At 37.5% G+C, this 19,841-nt stretch carries 15 protein-coding genes; 9 read left to right on the plus strand and 6 right to left on the minus strand.

Annotated elements, in window-relative coordinates:
* Positions 1-530: 530 nt before the first annotated feature.
* The 4 genes from tkt to fbaA all read left to right on the plus strand — a co-directional run bounded on the left by tkt (position 531) and on the right by fbaA (position 6,195).
* Positions 531-2,525: a transketolase gene (gene tkt / locus LG402_RS04400; protein ID WP_227336498.1), complete on the plus strand. Its 1,995-nt coding sequence runs from the start codon at positions 531-533 to the stop codon at positions 2,523-2,525.
* 257 nt (positions 2,526-2,782) lie between these two features.
* A complete protein-coding gene (gene epd / locus LG402_RS04405) occupies positions 2,783-3,802 on the plus strand; it encodes an erythrose-4-phosphate dehydrogenase (RefSeq protein WP_166540212.1) in 1,020 nt (339 codons plus the stop codon).
* A gap of 86 nt (positions 3,803-3,888) precedes the next feature.
* Positions 3,889-5,052 carry a phosphoglycerate kinase gene (gene pgk, locus LG402_RS04410; RefSeq protein ID WP_166540211.1) on the plus strand — a complete coding sequence of 388 codons (1,164 nt, stop codon included), beginning with the start codon at positions 3,889-3,891 and terminating at the stop codon, positions 5,050-5,052.
* A gap of 63 nt (positions 5,053-5,115) precedes the next feature.
* Positions 5,116-6,195 carry a class II fructose-bisphosphate aldolase gene (fbaA, locus tag LG402_RS04415; protein ID WP_072070716.1) on the plus strand — a complete coding sequence of 360 codons (1,080 nt, stop codon included), beginning with the start codon at positions 5,116-5,118 and terminating at the stop codon, positions 6,193-6,195.
* Positions 6,196-6,458: 263 nt separating this feature from the next.
* Here the strand turns inward: fbaA and dtpB are convergent, their stop codons facing one another.
* Complete coding sequence (dtpB, locus tag LG402_RS04420; protein WP_166540210.1) at positions 6,459-7,946, minus strand: dipeptide/tripeptide permease DtpB; 1,488 nt, start codon at positions 7,944-7,946, stop codon at positions 6,459-6,461.
* 598 nt (positions 7,947-8,544) lie between these two features.
* Entirely contained in the window at positions 8,545-9,063 is a 519-nt protein-coding gene (gene hpaC / locus LG402_RS04425) for a 4-hydroxyphenylacetate 3-monooxygenase, reductase component (RefSeq protein WP_109407878.1), read from the minus strand.
* 590 nt (positions 9,064-9,653) lie between these two features.
* On the opposite strand from hpaC, the gene hpaR reads away from it, so the two are divergent.
* The gene (hpaR, locus tag LG402_RS04430) at positions 9,654-10,091 is read left to right on the plus strand and encodes a homoprotocatechuate degradation operon regulator HpaR (RefSeq protein ID WP_166540209.1); all 438 of its coding nucleotides are present in this window, start codon (positions 9,654-9,656) and stop codon (positions 10,089-10,091) included.
* A gap of 68 nt (positions 10,092-10,159) precedes the next feature.
* On the opposite strand, the gene betT is transcribed toward hpaR, so the two are convergent.
* The gene (betT, locus tag LG402_RS04435; RefSeq protein WP_227336499.1) at positions 10,160-12,163 is read right to left on the minus strand and encodes a choline BCCT transporter BetT; all 2,004 of its coding nucleotides are present in this window, start codon (positions 12,161-12,163) and stop codon (positions 10,160-10,162) included.
* A 365-nt stretch (positions 12,164-12,528) separates the two neighbouring features.
* Positions 12,529-13,164: a hypothetical protein gene (locus LG402_RS04440; RefSeq protein ID WP_227336500.1), complete on the minus strand. Its 636-nt coding sequence runs from the start codon at positions 13,162-13,164 to the stop codon at positions 12,529-12,531.
* A gap of 267 nt (positions 13,165-13,431) precedes the next feature.
* On the opposite strand from LG402_RS04440, the gene LG402_RS04445 reads away from it, so the two are divergent.
* Complete coding sequence (locus tag LG402_RS04445) at positions 13,432-14,106, plus strand: DUF421 domain-containing protein (protein ID WP_166540206.1); 675 nt, start codon at positions 13,432-13,434, stop codon at positions 14,104-14,106.
* An 85-nt stretch (positions 14,107-14,191) separates the two neighbouring features.
* On the opposite strand, the gene rnz is transcribed toward LG402_RS04445, so the two are convergent.
* Entirely contained in the window at positions 14,192-15,109 is a 918-nt protein-coding gene (rnz, locus tag LG402_RS04450; RefSeq protein WP_227336501.1) for a ribonuclease Z, read from the minus strand.
* A 9-nt stretch (positions 15,110-15,118) separates the two neighbouring features.
* Positions 15,119-16,711: an RNA repair transcriptional activator RtcR gene (rtcR, locus tag LG402_RS04455; RefSeq protein WP_166540204.1), complete on the minus strand. Its 1,593-nt coding sequence runs from the start codon at positions 16,709-16,711 to the stop codon at positions 15,119-15,121.
* Positions 16,712-17,120: 409 nt separating this feature from the next.
* Between rtcR and LG402_RS04460 the strand changes: the two genes are divergently transcribed.
* From LG402_RS04460 to LG402_RS04470, 3 genes are read left to right on the plus strand one after another with little or no spacing between them, the layout of a single operon-like run.
* On the plus strand, positions 17,121-17,321 hold the full coding sequence (locus LG402_RS04460) for a hypothetical protein (protein WP_166540203.1): 201 nt from the start codon (positions 17,121-17,123) through the stop codon (positions 17,319-17,321).
* On the plus strand, positions 17,263-18,402 hold the full coding sequence (locus LG402_RS04465) for a slipin family protein (RefSeq protein ID WP_166540233.1): 1,140 nt from the start codon (positions 17,263-17,265) through the stop codon (positions 18,400-18,402). The genes LG402_RS04460 and LG402_RS04465 overlap by 59 nt, the downstream gene beginning before the upstream one ends.
* Complete coding sequence (locus LG402_RS04470; protein WP_166540202.1) at positions 18,399-19,622, plus strand: RtcB family protein; 1,224 nt, start codon at positions 18,399-18,401, stop codon at positions 19,620-19,622. The genes LG402_RS04465 and LG402_RS04470 overlap by 4 nt, the downstream gene beginning before the upstream one ends.
* Positions 19,623-19,841 lie beyond the last annotated feature (219 nt).

Raw genomic sequence — 19,841 nt, forward strand, 5'->3', positions numbered from 1 at the left:
TTTCACTCACAGGGACAAATAGAATTAAATTTATTCTTTGCTATTGATATTAAAAAGTAACATTTACGCTACGCTGATTTTTCCTTTTAGTTATATATGATGTAAATAAGATTTTTATTACTGAATCAGTGAATTATCTGCTTTTTATCTTTTTTAAGCTCTTATAATTCTACGTCCTTGTAACAAGTTCAGTCAGTTATTAGGCTATAATTAAAACAAATACGGTATTTATTTGATTTGATGGATAATTAGGTAATGAAATTTTATCTTGATTAGTCATATCAAGCTAAGGTTTAATAGCACGCTTCTCAATTGCGCAAATCATTGTCTTTTTTGCTTTTTGTTGCGCAACAATGCGGTGGTGTAATGTTATTTTCCGCTTTGATCGTAAAAAATGCCGTGCAAATCAAAGAATTATTGCTTTATGCTAATTACGATAGCCACCTTTGTGGATTTTTTATATTGCGGTTTTTTGCCCGCATTGAGAGAATCAGCTATCTAGATGCTTTTTATCCGACTTGGAGTAGAAAATGACCACTCGTAAAACCCTTGCTAATGCGATCCGTTTTTTAAGTATGGATGCTGTGCAAAAAGCTAAATCAGGACACCCTGGCGCCCCTATGGGTATGGCTGATATTGCAGAAGTATTATGGCGTGATTTTTTAAATCATAACCCGACTAACCCTAACTGGGCTGATCGTGACCGTTTCGTATTATCTAACGGCCATGCTTCAATGCTGATTTATAGCTTACTGCACCTGTCTGGTTATGAAGTTTCTTTAGATGATCTGAAAAACTTCCGTCAATTGCATTCTAAAACACCAGGTCATCCAGAATATGGTTATACCGCGGGTGTTGAAACAACAACGGGTCCTTTAGGTCAAGGTATTGCAAACGCAGTGGGTTTTGCAATTGCAGAACGTACATTAGCGGCTCAATTTAACCGTCCTGGTCATGACATCGTTGACCACTACACCTACGCCTTTATGGGTGATGGTTGTATGATGGAAGGTATCTCTCATGAAGTGTGTTCTTTAGCGGGAACATTACAATTAGGTAAACTGATTGCATTTTATGATGACAATGGCATCTCTATTGATGGTCAAGTGCATGGTTGGTTTACTGATAACACAGCAGAACGTTTCGACGCTTATGGCTGGCATGTCATCAGTGGCATCGATGGTCACGATGCAGCAAGCATCAAAGCAGCTGTTGAAGCAGCAAAACAAATCACAGACAAACCTTCACTGTTGATTTGTAAAACCACTATCGGTTTTGGTTCTCCTCATAAAGCAGGTACTGCTGATTCTCACGGTTCTCCATTAGGTGATGCAGAAATCGCTGAAACACGTAAAGCGTTAGGTTGGGAATACGGCGCATTCGAAATTCCACAAGAAATCTATAAAGAGTGGGATGCGAAAGAAGCGGGTAAAGCAAAAGAAGCTGCATGGGATGCTAAATTTGCTGCATACGCAGCACAGTTCCCTGAATTAGCGGCTGAATTCAAACGTCGTGTTTCTGGTGAATTACCAGCAAACTGGGAAAAAGATTCCAAAGCATTTATTGAAAATCTGCAACAAAACCCTTCAAGTATTGCAAGCCGTAAAGCATCTCAAAATGCATTAGAAGCATTCGGTAAAGTATTACCAGAATTCATGGGGGGTTCTGCGGACTTAGCACCAAGTAACCTGACTATGTGGTCTGGTTCTAAAGCGCTGAATGAAGACAAAGCGGGTAACTACATCCATTATGGTGTACGTGAATTCGGTATGTCTGCAATTATGAATGGTATTGCATTACACGGCGGTTTCGTTCCTTACGGTGCAACCTTCTTGATGTTTATGGAATATGCGCGTAATGCAGTGCGTATGGCTGCACTGATGAAGATCCGCAGTATCTTTGTTTATACTCATGACTCTATCGGTCTGGGTGAAGATGGCCCAACTCACCAACCAGTTGAGCAAATGGCAAGCCTGCGTGTAACTCCAAACGTGAGCACATGGCGTCCATGTGACCAAGTTGAATCAGCTGTTGCATGGAAATATGCAATTGATCGTAAAGATGGTCCAACAGCACTGATTTTCTCTCGTCAAAATCTTGCACAACAACCACGTACTCCAGAGCAACTAGCAAATATCGAGAAGGGTGGTTACATCCTGAAAGATTGCGCTGGTACGCCTGAATTAATCTTTATTGCTACAGGTTCTGAAGTTGAACTAGCGGTTAGCGCTTATGATCAACTGACTGCCGAAGGCCGTAAAGTACGTGTTGTTTCTATGCCAGCAACAGATGCATTTGATAAACAAGATGCAGATTATCGTGAAGCAGTATTACCAACATCAGTGAAAGCACGTGTTGCTATCGAAGCTGGTATTGCTGACTACTGGTTCAAGTATGTTGGTTTAGATGGTGCGATTGTAGGTATGCGTAGCTTCGGTGAATCTGCACCTGCAAACGAATTATTTGAAGAGTTTGGTTTTACTGTTGAAAATGTGGTCACACAGGCAAAATCTTTACTTAAATAATCAATAAGTGTTAACAAGAGCACATTTTTGGGAAGAATTTCTCAGATGTGCTCTTTTTTTATCCTTCCATCTTTGTTTACTATTGCGATCTTCTCTCATTTCTCGTAATCTGATTATCAACAAGCTGAACCGTTTCAGTTAATGCTAAAATGTCGGTGACTGCACAATTTCTAGATTTACTTGATTTATCGTTGTTGATTAGTATCTTGCTCTATTATTCTAAGCGGTTGCAAATCACTAGTTATCAAGGAAGTCACATGACAATCAGAGTCGCTATTAACGGTTTTGGTCGTATAGGGCGTAATGTGTTAAGAGCGCTTTATGAATCAGGTAAACGGGCTGAAATAACGGTTGTTGCAATAAATGAATTGGCTGATGCACAAGGTATCGGGCATCTTCTCAAGTATGACTCCAGTCACGGACGTTTCGCTTGGGATGTACGAATTAATAACGATTTATTGCAAGTAGGTGATGATAGCATTCGTCTTTTTCATCATGCTGATATTACTGATTTACCTTGGGGTGAGCTTGGTATTGATGTTGTGCTTGATTGTAGTGGTGCTTATGGCTCTCGTACTGATGGCGAAGCTCATATTGCACAAGGTGCAAAAAAAGTGCTCTTTTCTCATCCAGGTACAACAGATTTAGATGCAACAGTGGTTTTTGGTGTTAATCAACATGAACTTAAAAAAGAACACCGCATTGTTTCAAATGCATCTTGTACAACAAATTGCATTATTCCTATCATTAAAATGATGGATGATGCATTTAATATAGAATCTGGAACAGTAACAACAATTCATGCAGCCATGAACGATCAACCCGTGATTGATGCATATCATAAGGATTTACGCCGTACTCGTGCCGCAGGACAATCTATCATTCCTGTTGATACGAAATTGGCCGCAGGAATTACTCGGATTTTCCCAAAATTTAAAGATCATTTTGAGGCAATTTCTGTACGAGTTCCTACAATTAATGTGACGGCAATTGATTTAAGTGTCACTGTGAAAACTGCTGTAAATGTGTTAGATGTCAATCGGTTAATTCAAAAATCAGCAACTGGCGCATTTCGTGGTATAGTGGATTACACAGAATTGCCATTAGTCTCAACTGATTTTAACCACGACCCTCATAGTGCTATTGTTGACGGCACTCAAACAAGAGTCAGTGGGCAACACCTGATCAAGACGTTAGTCTGGTGTGATAATGAATGGGGCTTTGCTAATCGGATGCTTGATACAACGTTAGCAATGGCTACAACTGGTTTTAAATAATCATGTTTTAATGACGGTGTCGCGTAAAATACAACACACTGAACAGAAGATTACTAAATTTTAGAGAATCAATGAGAGGATTCATCATGTCTGTAATTAAGATGACCGATTTAGACCTAGCGGGTAAACGAGTTCTTATCCGTGCTGACCTGAACGTTCCAGTAAAAGATGGTAAAGTAACTTCAGATGCACGTATCCGTGCTTCTTTACCAACAATTGAAGCCGCGTTAAAACAAGGCGCTAAAGTGATGGTAACTTCTCACTTAGGCCGTCCTACCGAAGGTGAGTACAACGAAGAGTTCTCTTTAAAACCAGTTGTTGACTATCTGAAAGACAAATTAACCGCACCAGTTAGCCTTGCTAAAGACTATTTAAACGGTGTTGAAGTTAATACCGGTGAATTAGTTGTTCTTGAAAACGTTCGTTTTAACAAAGGCGAAAAGAAAGACGACGAAACACTGTCTAAACAATACGCTGCATTATGTGATGTATTCGTAATGGATGCATTCGGTACTGCTCACCGTGCTCAAGCATCAACTCATGGTGTTGCTAAATTTGCACAAGTTGCTTGTGCTGGCCCACTGTTATCAGCAGAGCTTGAAGCATTAGGTAAAGCATTAGATAAACCAGCGCGCCCAATGGTTGCAATTGTTGGTGGTTCTAAAGTTTCAACTAAACTGACTGTATTAGATTCTTTATCAAAAATCGCTGACCAATTAATCGTTGGTGGTGGTATCGCAAATACCTTTATCGCAGCAGAAGGTCACCCAGTAGGCCGTTCTTTATATGAAGCAGACCTAGTTGATGACGCTAAAAAACTGATGGAAAAATGCGATATTCCAGTACCAAGTGATGTTCGTGTTGCAACTGAATTCTCAGAAACAGCAGAAGCTGTTTTAAAATCAGCAAGTGACATCAAAGACGATGAACAAGTGCTAGATATCGGTGATGTGACAGCTGAACGTTTAGCTGAAATCCTGAAAAATGCGAAAACTATCCTGTGGAATGGCCCAGTAGGCGTATTTGAATTCCCTAACTTCCGTAAAGGCACAGAAATCATTGCTAAAGCGATCGCAGATAGCGAAGCATTCTCTATCGCAGGTGGTGGTGATACGCTGGCAGCTATTGATTTATTTGATATCGCAGACAAAATCTCTTACATTTCAACCGGTGGTGGTGCTTTCTTAGAATTCGTTGAAGGCAAAAAACTTCCTGCTGTTGCAATGTTAGAAGAACGCGCTAAACAGTAATTAAGTCAGCTCATACAGGTAGAAAGTTATTTTCTACCTGTTCCAAATATAGGATCTTATTACATGTCTAAAGTTTTTGATTTCGTGAAACCGGGCGTCATCACGGGTGATGATGTACAAAAAGTATTTGCAGTAGCAAAAGAAAACAAATTTGCTCTGCCTGCGGTTAACTGCGTAGGTACTGACTCAATCAATGCTGTGTTAGAAGCTGCTGCGAAAGTTCGTTCTCCTGTTATTGTACAGTTCTCTAACGGTGGTGCTGCATTTATCGCAGGTAAAGGTCTTAAATCTGATGTGCCACAGCAAGCCGCTATTTTAGGTGCAATTTCTGGTGCTCACCATGTGCATCAAATGGCTGAATACTACGGTGTTCCTGTTATTCTGCACACTGACCACTGTGCGAAAAAATTATTACCATGGATTGATGGTCTGTTAGATGCAGGTGAAAAACACTACGCTAAAACAGGTAAACCACTGTTCTCTTCTCACATGATTGACTTATCAGAAGAGTCATTAGAAGAAAACATCGAAATCTGTGCTAAATATTTAGCGCGTATGGCTAAAATCGATATGACTTTAGAGATCGAATTAGGCTGTACTGGTGGTGAAGAAGACGGTGTTGATAATACAGGTATGGACAGTTCTGCTCTGTATACTCAGCCAGAAGATGTTGCTTACGCATATGAAAAACTGAGTGCGGTAAGCCCTCGTTTCACTATCGCAGCTTCTTTCGGTAACGTTCACGGTGTTTATAAACCAGGTAACGTTCAATTAACGCCAAAAATTCTGCGTAACTCACAAGACTACGTATCAGAGAAATTCAATCTGCCACACAATAGCCTAGATTTCGTTTTCCACGGCGGTTCAGGTTCTTCTGCTGAAGAAATCAAAGAAGCTGTTGGCTATGGTGTTATCAAAATGAATATCGATACTGATACTCAGTGGGCAACTTGGGATGGTATTTTACAGTTCTACAAAAAGAACGAAGGCTATCTGCAAGGTCAGTTAGGTAACCCTGAAGGTGCTGATAAACCTAACAAGAAATACTATGACCCACGTAACTGGTTACGCCAAGCACAATCATCAATGGTTGTTCGCTTAGAGCAAGCATTTAAAGAATTGAATGCGATTGATGTTCTGTAATTAATTCATTCATTTAAAATGAAACAAACCCGCTTACTTGGCGGGTTTTTTATGTCTGATAGAAAGTTATCAGGCAATTTGGTTATGATGATATTTATCTGCAAAATTAGGTATGAAGTTATGTTGATAATCAATATCTTTATAGTCTCTATTAGAGATATCCGATCCCCATGAAAGAAGATCTAAAATTGAGATAAAGCAGATACAAAAAAGCGTCTATTAATGAATAGACGCTTAAATTAAGTAATATATTAACTGAAAGATTAGCCTGTGACTTTAACGCCTTTGCTTTCTTCTTTCATCATCCGGGTAAGTAGGGGCACTGTTGCCCACATAACCAGACCTACAATTAAGGTCACTATACCAATTTTACCAAACACATCGGTATAAATAGGTAAAGTCTGTAGTGGATCTGTAATACCTTCTGGTGCTGCTGTGAAGGTTGCAACATAACCACCTAACAAATAGGCCGTTGCTTGAGTTAAGAACCACATACCTAAAATAAAGCCCATCATATATTGCGGTACGAAAGCTGCAACCATGGCCAAACCTAATGCACTGATCATTAGCTCACCTAAACTCTGGAATAAATAAACCAGAACGATAAACCAAGGTGATGTTAAGCCTTGAGCATCTGCAAACCACATACCCGATGCGGCAGCTGTAAGGAATCCTAACGAGCACAGAAGCATTCCTGCGGTAAACTTCGCTGGCATTGAGAAGTCTTTGCCTTTCGCGCCTAAACGACTATATACGATGGCTAAGATTGGGCTAGCAATGATAATCCAGAATGGATTTAAAGCTTGGAAGCTTACAGGGTGGATCTCAAAACCCAATAAATTATGATGAACGTTGTGAATAGCAAAGAAGTTTAGTGAGGTTGGCATTTGTGCATAAAGAATGTAGAAAATAACAGCTTCTAACATCAGAACAAAAGCAACATACATTTTATTACGTGCAACACGGTCTTTTTGTTTAAATGCTTCACGGAAATAAATGAAGACAACAATAATAGACAAGCTGACTAAAACAATATTCGCAATCATTACGTTGTGCAGTAACCATGCACAAGCAAATACCATTGCGACAGACCCAGCAATGACTAATAGCAGTTTGTTGTAATTCATTGGTAAATGGTCTGGTTCAGAACCAATATTTGCTACCATCTTACGACAGAAGAAATAAACCAATAAGGCGATAATTAAGCCAATACCACAAATATTATAAGTCAGTCCATATCCATAATGATCGGCAAGTACTGGCGCAATAGATAAAGAAATTAATGAACCAACATTTATCGACATATAAAATAGCGTAAATGCGCCATCAAGACGGGGGTCTTTAGGTGGATAGCATTTTGCTAATAGGCTTGCAGGATTCGCTTTAAATAAACCGTTACCTACAGCGATAGTTCCTAATGCATAGAAAATTAAATTAGGATACATAATTGACATACCAGTCATGAAATAACCGATAGCCAAGACAATAGCACCTAAAACAATAGTTCGTTTTGTTCCTAATAAATGATCACCAACATAACCACCAATAGAAATAAGCCCATAAACCAGTGCAGAAAATGCACCAAAAGTAATAAAAGCCTGTTCTTGAGAGAATCCAAGTTTACTAACAAAATAAACGGCAAGAATACCTTGTACGCCGTAGTAACCAAAACGTTCCCATAATTCTACAAAGAAAATCATAAAGAATGGTTTAGGCTGTTGTAATAAACCGACTTGAGCGGGTTTATCCATATCTGTAATGCCCCTAATTATTATTTATTTTTAACAACGATGTTATTTACTCAAACTTATGAGATATGTTACATGACGGTAACATTATCTGTCGCATTTAGAGTGATGTTTGCAAATTTAAGAAGGTAATCAGCAAGTCGAGTAGACTAATATATTGATGGAATGACTTCTCAAAGGTTGATCACACTGTAGGGAAGATTAATACCAGATTGAAAAAAATATTCATTAGTTTATTTTCAAATAAAGCTATTTAATTGGCTTTTGGTATAAAATTTCGTCAATAAGACTATTTTTTGTTTGTATTTTAATCTAATTAAAATAAATAAAGATACATGATGAAAGTGGAAAGAAAATATTTTTGATGATGTGACTGATTGATTATAGAAAGAATTTTTTCATTATAATTTAAAGATATTCTTTTATAACAAACAGATGTTAATAAAAGTTTAATAAAGACCTAAAAATTAGGAATTGATATTTAATTAAATAAGTATTCATTTATTTTGGATAAATATTTAATTTTATAAAGATATTATTAATAATAAAAAACGCCCTTATTGAAAGCGCGTTTTTATCTTGAGTCAGAAATAACCAAAGTTTAAATGGAGATAGGCGCCAATTCATTTTTAACAGAATGGAAACGACGTTTAAAATAAATAAGTCCATCACCATCTTCACGTACAGCAATATTTTTAATTTCAGCCATATAAACAAAATGTGTGCCCACTTGGCGAACATCATAAATATCACCTTCTAAGCAGGCGAGTGCATTTGTTAATACGGGTTGTTGTAATTGTCCGTTTTGCCATCCTGGCTGGGTAAAGCGATCTGCCATCGCGAGCCCTGTCATTCCGGCGAAATGACATGCCATTTCTTCTTGCTCATGATTCAATATATTGATGCTCAATTTTCCATTTTCTTGAAAAATAGCGTTCATCTGACTTTTACTGTTGATGCAAACCATCACGGTAGGTGGGTTATCAGTAACGGAACATACTGCTGTTGCGGTTAAGCCACAGCATCCAGCATCGCCATTTGTTGCAACGATATTAACTGCCGCACCTAAGTTTGCCATTGCATCCCGAAAAAGTGGGTTAGCCTGTTTTTCCTCAGACATTATTTACTCCTACTGCCAGACTTCTCGTCTGTGGGCGTCTTCACTTAAAATAATTATTAGTTAGATAACTAAAAAATCACCTAACTACTCCGCTAACAAAGTTGTAATGTTATTGCCGGTCTCTTTGTTGCGTTGTTTTAAAGCCGTAACGCTACCGCGCATAAACAAAGATAGCAATCTTTCTTTGTTACAACCTGTTAACTTTATCTCAAAAAAATGTGAGACAACCTTATCGCTACGATCATTATTCCTAATTTATAACTAAGGTAATAGGCAAATCAGGCGACTTTTTTCAATAGATAGAGGGATAACACAAATTGTAAACTCATAATAATTGCATATAGGGCAAAAGGTTGAGAACAGAGGTGTTAAAACAAATAAAAGTGAAGGGTGATAAATTGCACAAAGAGAATAAAATTGCAAAAATTGAGTCAACTTTATTTATTTGTTAATATGAATAATTGTAACAAATAGTCTATTCTTAGAATATAGTCATTTTATAAACCATAAACAGCGGTACTTTTTCACTGTCTATATTGAGTGATTTTTCGTCCATTCACCTATAACACCATATAAAGAGCTTCTTGATTATGCATGAATCATTAACTATCGCGCTATTGCAAGCTCGGGAATCTGCGATGGGTTTTTTTCGACCTGTTCTTAAAGAGCATAATCTGACAGAACAACAATGGCGGATTATTCGAGTGCTTGCGGATAAGCGTTCTATTGATTTTCACGAATTAGCACAAAAATCGTGTATTCTTCGACCAAGCCTAACAGGCATTCTGATTAGAATGGAAAGAGACGAGCTAATTTGTCGATTAAAGCCTGTCAGTGACCAACGAAAACTTTTTGTTTCACTTTCTACAAACGGCCAAGATTTATACGATAAAATTCAGCCTAAAATTGAAGAAGGCTATCAATTACTTGAGCAAAAGTTTTCCACTGAAAAACTACAACGACTAGCTGGATTATTAAAAGAGCTGATTGCGCTTAATCCAGATGATATCGAACAATCAGAGAAATAATTTATTATTGATAATAAAAAAGGAGATGCAAGAGCATCTCCTTTTTGTTTGTTATGATTTAGATAATATTATTGTTTACCTAATACATGTAAGAAGTGGATGTGTTTTTCATACTGATCAAGAATATCGTGAATGATTTGTTCTTTCGTCCAGCCCATGACATCGTAGTCTTGTCCACCTTCTTTTAAATGAATCTCAGCGCGATAATATTTATGTTCTTCGTCTCTTTCTTCATCACTTAATCCAGCTAAAGCAAAAGCGGGTTGAGTATAAAAACGCAGACGAACTTCATAGAAGAAATTCATGTCATCGCCTAAATCGACTTCAAAACCAATTCGATCATCTTCATCGTTATGGATAATACATTGTGTCGCTTGTTTACTTAGCTCGGCAGATACCATTTCCATTGAGGGTTGGATCACTTCATCCATAAAACGTTTTACATGAGAACGTTTAGGGAAATAGGCAATATTTCTTAAACGGCGTTGCCAAGGGATCGGATTACGGCTTGCTGGTGGCGCAATTGTCGTTAATTGTTGGCTATCACGTTTATATACATCCACTCGCAATGCTTTTATTAACCCATAAATAGAAGCAAGCAATACCATTGAGAAGGGAAGTGCACTTGCAATAGTGACTGTTTGTAGCGCGGTTAAACCACCGGCTAATAATAAAGTAATTGCAGAAACACCCATTAAGCCTGCCCAGAAAATACGTTGCCACACAGGTGTTTCACTATCACCACCTGAAGCTAAAGTATCAACGACCATAGCACCCGAGTCAGCTGAGGTCACAAAGAAGACAACGACCATCAACATCGCAAAGAAGGATAAAACAGAAGAAAATGGGAAATAATTTAAGAACTCAAATAAAGCTAATGAGACATCTTTTTGTACGATATTTGCGAGAGCTTCTGCACCTTTATCTTTGATTAAATGAATAGCGGTATTACCAAAAACGGTCATCCAAAGTAAGGTAAAGCCAGCAGGAACAAACAGAACACCGATAACAAATTCACGAATAGTACGACCGCGAGAAATACGGGCAATAAACATCCCTACAAATGGGGACCATGAAAGCCACCAACCCCAATAAAGCAGAGTCCATCCACCTAACCAATCACTCGATTTTGGCTCGTATGCATAGAGATTAAAAGTTTTACTGACAATTTCGGATAGATATCCCCCCGTATTCTCAACAAATGATTTTAATATCAATACGGTTGGACCAAGGATTATGACTAATAAAAGAAGAACAACTGCCAATCCTAAATTCAGTTCAGATAAAAAACGGATCCCTTTTTCTAATCCAGAAACAACAGAAATGGTTGCAAGTCCTGTTATCACAACAATCAATACAACTTGCACGGTTGGATTAATAGGAACATCAAAAAGGTGATTTAAACCTGCATTAACTTGTAAAACACCAAAACCGAGAGAAGTTGCAACACCAAAAACAGTTCCCACAACGGCAAAAATATCAACAGCATGACCAATTGGGCCATGTATACGATCACCAATAATAGGGTAAAGAGCTGAACGCAACGTTAACGGTAAACCATGACGATAAGAGAAGAATGCTAAGATCAAAGCGACAATCGCGTAAATTGCCCATGCATGTAATCCCCAATGGAAGAAGGTTAGTCGCATCGCTTCTTTAGCAGCTTCTATGGTTTGTGCTTCACCCGTTGGAGGCATAAGGTAATGCATAACAGGTTCTGCAACACCGAAGAACATTAAGCCAATTCCCATACCTGCTGAAAAAAGCATGGCAAACCAAGCAAAATAGCTAAAGTGGGGACGTGCATGATCGGGGCCTAACTTGATCTGACCAAAGCGGGAGAACCCTAAATAAGTCACACTCAGCAAAACCAATGCTACGGCTAGAATGTAGAACCAACTCGCATTTGTGAAGAGGTTTTCCTGAAGATGACCTAGTTTATCATTAGCAAGTTCTGGAAATAGCGCAGAAAATCCAACGATTAATGAAATGAGTAGTGCTGATGTATAAAAAACGGGAGGATTAATTTTTATCCTAATTTTCTGAGGCGTTATATCGTTTTGTTGGCTCATAGTTAACCTATTTTTTGTTATTTTCCTAGAAAGAGACTTTTCGCTACCCTCTATCTGATTGTTTATGTCATCAGAAAAGAAAAGTTCATAAGAAAATTTGAATAAAACACCAAATTGGAAAGATGCTTTATAAAAGAACGGAAGTCAGTTATTTTTTCCGTAAAATGAAGAAAAATATAATTAAATCAAATTAGTAACAACTTTGTATGCTAGGTGCTTTCGCTCTTTAATAGGTTTCTCCTGTTGAAAAAAGGAGAACATGGTTACATTTTTTGCTTAATCGATCAAGCCTCGTCTTTTTTTTGTACAAAAAAAGCCAGTAAAAATTTACTGGCTCTTGATTCATCAAAAAAACTGAAATCTGATTATTTATTTTCAGCTTTTAAATCATCAATTTTTTGTTTGGCTTGATCAGTTAATTGATCTGCTTTATCAAGTGCTTTATTTTCAGTCTCTTGAGCCTGTTGTTTTATATCACCACTTGTTTTTGAAGCATCACCTTTTAGCTGATCAACTTTTGTGTCAGCTTCTTGCATCAGGTTATCTGCTGTTTTACTGGCATCTTGTTTTAACTCTGTCGCTTTTTCAGAGAGTTTATTGCTTTCAGCTTCTAAACTTTGCTTAATCTCTTCTGCTTTTGTTGCACTCGCATCTTTTAAATCATCAGTTTTTTGTGAGATGTTCTCTTTTAGCGCATCTGTTTTTTCATCAGCTTGTGCTTTTAATTCTGCAGCTTTTTGTTCTGCTTTATCTTTTAGCTCTTGAGCTTGTTGTGTTAATTCATCTGCTTTTGCAGCTGCATCTTCTTTTACGTCAGCGGCTTTATCTTTGGCTTGTTCTGTCAACTCGTTAGCTTTATCTTGTGCTGTCTCAGTTACTTGAGTTGCAGTTTCTTTTGCTTTATCTATACCATCATCGACTTTTTTAGATGAATCATCACAACCAGCTGTGATAGTAACCAGACCCGCTAGAACCAATGAAGTAAGTAGTTTTTTATTCATTTTTTTCTCCAAAATGTGTGTTCAAAAACAATTCAGTGATATCCCGCGTAAGTAGTAAAAAAGGCGAGAAGCTATTACGCTGATAGTAAGAGATTACAGATAAACTATCGTAATAAGTATAGTGTGAGTCTTAAAATCAACTAACTTAAGTATATTAAGTGTTTTTTCTTAGTCAAATCCCATGAAAAATAATTTGAATTTTTATCAGGATAGCGTTTTCTGCTTTATAATAATGAGGGCAGACATTATTGGAAATGTGAGATGCAAATGGAATATTACTTTCTGGTTATTATTAAATTTATTATTGGTTTTACTATCATATTAGCCCATATGAATTTATCAGGGAAAACACAACTTTCTCAATTAACTCCCATTGATTTTATTGGCAATTTTGTTCTTGGGGGGATTATGGGAGGGGTGATTTATACTGATGCTATTCCTCTTTACCAATATATTATTGTCTTTTTAATTGGTGTTTGTTTTATCTCTTTGCTCAACTATATCAGCAAACGATTCAATTTTTTTCGTGCGGTTACCATTGGAAATCCGATCCCTATCATAAAGAAGGGCGAGTTTATTATGGAAAACATCATGGAGAAGAAGAATAAAATAGATATTCTTAATATTACTTCACGTCTTCATGCTCAAGGTATCCATTCATTTCAAGAAGTTAACTATGCACAAATTGAACCTGATGGACAAATTACAGTAGTGTGTGACGGTGCTAAAATGCCGTCCTTGATTGTGATGAAAGATGGCGTTATCCGTACTTCAGAATTAGTACAAATAGAAAAAGATGAAGCATGGTTACAAGAAGAAATGAAAAATCAGCATATTGATAAGCCTGAAGATGTTTTTTTAGCTGAGTTTTGGGATGGGAAAGTGAATTTTATTTTGCAAGATGGCAAGATAAAACGTACCGCATCATTACCGAATAATTAACTAAAATACAAATCGATGATTAGGTGAATGCTGTAGAGTAACAATGGCGACGTAATGTCGCTATTGTTACTTTCTAATAGTAGAACTACAACTTAAACACGGCAAAATCAGACGCAATTTCAGTATGGCTAAAAACGTGTTGGCATTCATTGAGCAACTCAACACAGTCTTCTGGTAAATAGCGGCTACTAAGATGGGTAATAATCAACTTTTTGACGTTAGCGTCTTTTGCTAATGTTGCAGCTTGTACTGTTGTTGAATGCCCGCGACTATTTGCTTGTTCAGCCATTTCATGCTTAAACGTTGCTTCATGCACAATAACATCCGCGTTATTCGCTAGTTTTAATGCATCCGGTGTGGGTTGTGTATCACCAAAAATAGCAATACAGCGTCCTTTTATTTCAGGGCCGATATACTCTTGGCCATCAATGACTCTTCCATCGGGTAATGTAATAGTTTTGCCTTGTTTTAACTCTTGTAACCAAGGGCCAGTCGGAATATTTTCAGCTTTTAGCTTCTGAGCATCGAGTTTACCGAGGCTATTTTCTTCCTCTAAGCGATAGCCAAAACAAGGTACTGGATGAGAAAGTGCTTCACAACTGACTTTCATTCCTTCTTCTTCAAACAGAAAACCCGCTTCGTCAATTTCAACAATATTAATAGGATAAGTTAAATAGGATTGACTTAATGTCAGTGATGTTTCTATAAAAGCTTTGATGCCAGAGGGGCCATATACTGTTAAGCCTGTTTCAGTTCCCCCCATTGAACGACTACAAAGTAGTCCCGGCAAACCAAAAATATGGTCACCGTGTAAATGGGTAATAAAAATTTTATTTAAACGCGGCAATTTCACGCGAGTATGCAGTATCTGATGTTGTGTGGCTTCACCACAATCAAACATCCACATACTTTTTTGTTTATTTTGTAAATCAAGCACCATACTTGTGACATTCCTCTCTTTAGACGGAACGCCTGCGTTAGTGCCTAAAAAAATGAGCTCCATAATGAAATATTATTCTCCATGTTGAATTTGTTCCCAATTTAAATCAAATTTCGCAAGATACTTACGTAATCGATCGGCATCGTTGGGTTGTTTTTTATTTTGTCTTGATACTGCGAAAAGTTTTCTACCAGCTTCTGAGAGTGTTGATGATTGCTGACAGGTTTTGATAACTGTATTGAGTTGGCTAAGATCGAAGAGATCAATATCAGTACTATTAAATAAAGAAGATGAAGCCACTCCCCAATTTTGTTTTAAACGATTAATTTCTTCATCAACAAGAGAAAGGGTAATACGACCATTTTCAGCAAGTGTAGCCATTCGCGTTATACTAGCACTAAGTTCACGAAAATTACCACGCCATAAAGCCTGCTCAGATGTGGCAAACCGAATATAGTGAGATTTTGCATCTGAATTAAAGCGGATCGCTTTTTGATAGAGTGTTGTAAAATGATGTAACTCATAGTCGATATTGGGTTCGATATCCTCTTTGCGATCGACTAATCCCGGTAATGAAAAAGACCACATATTAATCCTTGCATAGAGATCTTCGCGAAAAAGCCCCTTTGCAATTTGTTTATCCATATCTCGATGTGTACCTGCTATCAACTGGAAATCGCTTTGTACTTCAGTATCTGAGCCATACGGATAAAAAGATTTTTCTTCTATCGCTTTAAGTAGCATCGCTTGCTCATCAAGCCCTAATTCTGCAATTTCATCCAGAAATAAAATCCCTTTGTTTGCTTCTCTTAATAATCCTTGTCTAGCTTGCAACGCACCGGTAAATGCGCCTTTTACATGTCCAAATAAAGTGGACATGGCGTTGTCACCGCGCAAAGTAGCGCAGTTAACTGCGATAAAACGCCCTTTTACAAAATGGCGCGATTGTCGTAATTCATAAATACGTTGAGCAAGAAATGATTTTCCTGCACCAGTGGGACCCGTTAATAGAATAGGAGCAAAAGAGCGCAACGCTACTCGTTCAATTTGAGCAATTAAGGTATTGAAGCGTTCATTACGTGTGGCAATCCCTGATTTTAAAAAAGAGAGTGACTCATTATGATAGTGTTCAAACCGACTCGTTAACTTTGTATAACGGCTTAAATCAAGATCAATAATGGCATAACTGCCTGTAGCTGACTGTATGGTTTTAGCACCGTCTTCATTTTCTATTTTAGAAGTGGGTGAGGTTTGTAATAGTTTTGCTGGTAAGTAGTGTGCTTCTGTCAGTAGAAACCAACAAATTTGAGCAATATGTGTTCCTGTTGTGATATGCACATAATATTCTTCATTTTCAGTATCAAATGGATAATTTACTGCAAAATCAAGAAAATGGCTGTAAACCTCTTCGAGATCCCACGGATCACAAATATCAATTTCATAAGGCCACACCTCAGTATCAGGTGAGACAGTATGGATATCTTCTGTAATTTTAGATGCTAGCATTGAGTCATTAGGCTGGTGGATCATCACTAATCGGCTAACAGGAAAATCCTTTTGATGACAAATGGAAATTGTTGGGCGCCATGAGTTCCACCTTTTATGGCTTTTACCTCTTTTATCTAATGTTGTGCCTAAAACACCAATCACTACTTTGCGTTTCATTAAATTATCTCTACTTATTTTTTATCTATTTTTATAAATATATAGATAAAAAGATAGTGTTCTGTTGTTTTTAATTTAATGGGTAAATATCTAAAAATTACAAAAAATATTTTATTAATAAAAAACAATAACTTAGAAATATTTTTTTTATATTTTTAAAACTTGGCACGATATTGGCAATATTATTACTGTCTTGAGCAGATTTTAAATCTGGTAGGCACATGAGGAACACTCTGTAGTGTTATCTAAATGTGTTCCTCCACATCGAGACTCTGTAGGTGAAGAGGGTTATTTTCAGGTTCGATTCCTGACACCAAAACCATTACAAATCCAAATGTAAATTTAAATATAAAAAATCGTTGTGACAGCTGTACCGTCACCTTACTTATCCACCAGCAACGGAGCTGGATTGATAGCAGAAGAAGAGACAAACAAAGTATCGTTCCTCTCTTGTTTTCCTTTCAGTTTCGCAAAGCTTGCCCGTGGAAAAGTAAGTCACGATAAATTGCACTATATAAAGAAGAATAAAAAAGAAGAAGGAACGAAAAATGATAAAAACAACAATAGTGGTAAAACAGGGGCAGTTAGCACTTTTAAAGAAAAAAGATGAATACATTGATGTGCTAACAGCAGGTGAACATAAATTTTTTGATTTTGGGCGTCAGCTCAGTGCAGATGTTTTCCCTTTAAATGGGGGAGCATTAGAAAGCGAGAAAGCCGAATTTTTACGTCAATACTATCCTCAATGGGTGGCTGAGTATGGTTTTGATATTGTGTTATCGGATGAAGAGATTGGCCTTTTATATGAAAACGGCTCTTTAAAAGAGATCTTAGCACCAGGAACGCGACGTTTATATTGGCGGTATGCCGACCGTTCTCTAGAAATAGTATCTATCGATGAACTTGAAGTATCTTCAATATTGATGAAAAAACTCCAGCATCCTAAATTACGAAATCAAGTCATAAAGGGAAGTGAAGGGGTTCTCAATGTGGATATTCCTGCTTGGCATAATGGTGTTATTCGGATCAATGGAGAAACACAAGCCTTATTGCCACCGGGACTAAAAGGATATTGGCGTTATCAGTATAAAGTAGATGTTGAAGTAGTCGATATGCGTTTACAAACACTGGATGTTAGTGGGCAGGAGATCTTAACGAAAGACAAAGTGACACTGCGTATTAATTTATCGGCTAACTGGCGTTATAGCGATGTACTTTTAGCATATCAACAACTGGCTTCACCATTGGAGTTCTTATATAAAGAGTTGCAATTTGCCTTACGCGAAGCAGTAGGAACAAGAACGCTGGATGAATTATTAGAAAATAAAAGCCTGATAGATAGTTTAGTCAGTGAAAAAATCAGTGAAGCCACTCAAGGATATGGTATTGAAGTGGCTTCATTAGGGGTAAAAGATATCGTTTTACCGGGTGAAATGAAAACGATTTTAGCGCAAGTCGTTGAAGCTGAAAAATCAGCACAAGCTAATGTCATTCGTCGAAGAGAAGAGACATCAGCAACACGTTCTTTATTAAATACTGCGAAAGTGATGGAAAATAACCCTGTTGCTTTAAGGCTAAAAGAGCTAGAAACGGTAGAACGTATAGCAGAACGTATTGATAAGATCTCCGTTTATGGCGGTTTAGATCAAGTATTAAACGGATTAGTCCAAATTAAAGGAGCACAAGCATGATATTGGATCACCAAATAGTAAAAGAAGCAGGGACTGCTGAAATTAAAATGTGGACAAATGGTGTGCCTGTTGAGGCCGATGCTCTAAAGCAGCTTATCAATACCGCTAAGATGCCTTTTATCTTTAAACATATGGCGGTTATGCCTGATGTTCACTTAGGCAAAGGTTCAACAATAGGCAGTGTTATTCCAACCAAAGGTGCGATTATTCCAGCGGCTGTTGGTGTGGATATCGGTTGTGGAATGATTGCAGTGAAAACATCATTACATGCAAATGATCTGCCCGATAATTTATTTGCGATAAGAACAGCAATAGAACAAGCCGTTCCTCATGGAAGAACGAGTTATCAATCAGGGAATGATCGTGGTTCATGGAAGAACCCACCTAAACTTGTTGATCAACATTGGCAACAACTTGAAGGACGTTTTAAGGTTTTAACTGATAAGTATCCACGTTTACGAAATACTAATAATTATCGTCATCTTGGAACATTAGGAACAGGGAACCACTTTATTGAGTTGTGTCTTGATGAATCAGATAACGTTTGGGTAATGTTGCATAGTGGATCTCGGGGAGTTGGCAACGCTATCGGTACGTTATTTATACAAATGGCACAAGAAGATATGAGAGAACATATTGCTAATTTGCCAGATAAAAACTTAGCGTACTTAAAAGAAGGAACGCTTTTCTATGATGACTATATAGAAGCGGTTGAATGGGCTCAGGATTTTGCACGACATAATCGAGAAGTCATGATGGAACGTGTGTTGGCCGCATTATCAACACAAATCACTAAACCTTTTACGACACAACAACAAGCAGTGAACTGCCACCATAACTATGTGCAAAAGGAAATGCACTTTGGTGAAGAGATATTGGTAACACGAAAAGGAGCTGTTTCAGCACAACGTGGTGAAATGGGGATCATTCCAGGCTCAATGGGTGCTAAGAGCTTTATTGTAAGAGGAAAAGGAAATGCTGAAAGTTTTTGTTCATGTAGCCATGGTGCAGGACGTGTAATGAGTCGAACGGCGGCTAAAAAAGCCTTTAGTGTTGAAGATCAGATCCGAGCTACAGCTCATGTGGAATGTCGAAAGGATAAAGATGTTATTGACGAAATTCCAATGGCTTATAAGGATATTGATGCGGTTATGAAGGCTCAATCATCTTTGGTTGAAGTTGTTCATACACTAAGACAGGTGGTGTGTGTAAAAGGTTAATCGTACTTTTTTACGGTAATTCATAACTATCCCCTAATAGTAACGTAGGGGATAGTGAGATATGACAGCGTGTGCATGGAATGCAAATGAATACAAGTTAAAGAGTTAAAGTTATTTTTAAATTAAGTCCTTATTTGCTGTTTGAAATTTAAACAATCAATGTTTAGCATTATTAATAAATAATTACTGATATTAAATTTATAATCAACCAATAAAGAT

This window comes from Proteus sp. NMG38-2, assembly GCF_020640995.1.
In the GTDB taxonomy this organism is placed as follows: Bacteria; Pseudomonadota; Gammaproteobacteria; order Enterobacterales; family Enterobacteriaceae; genus Proteus.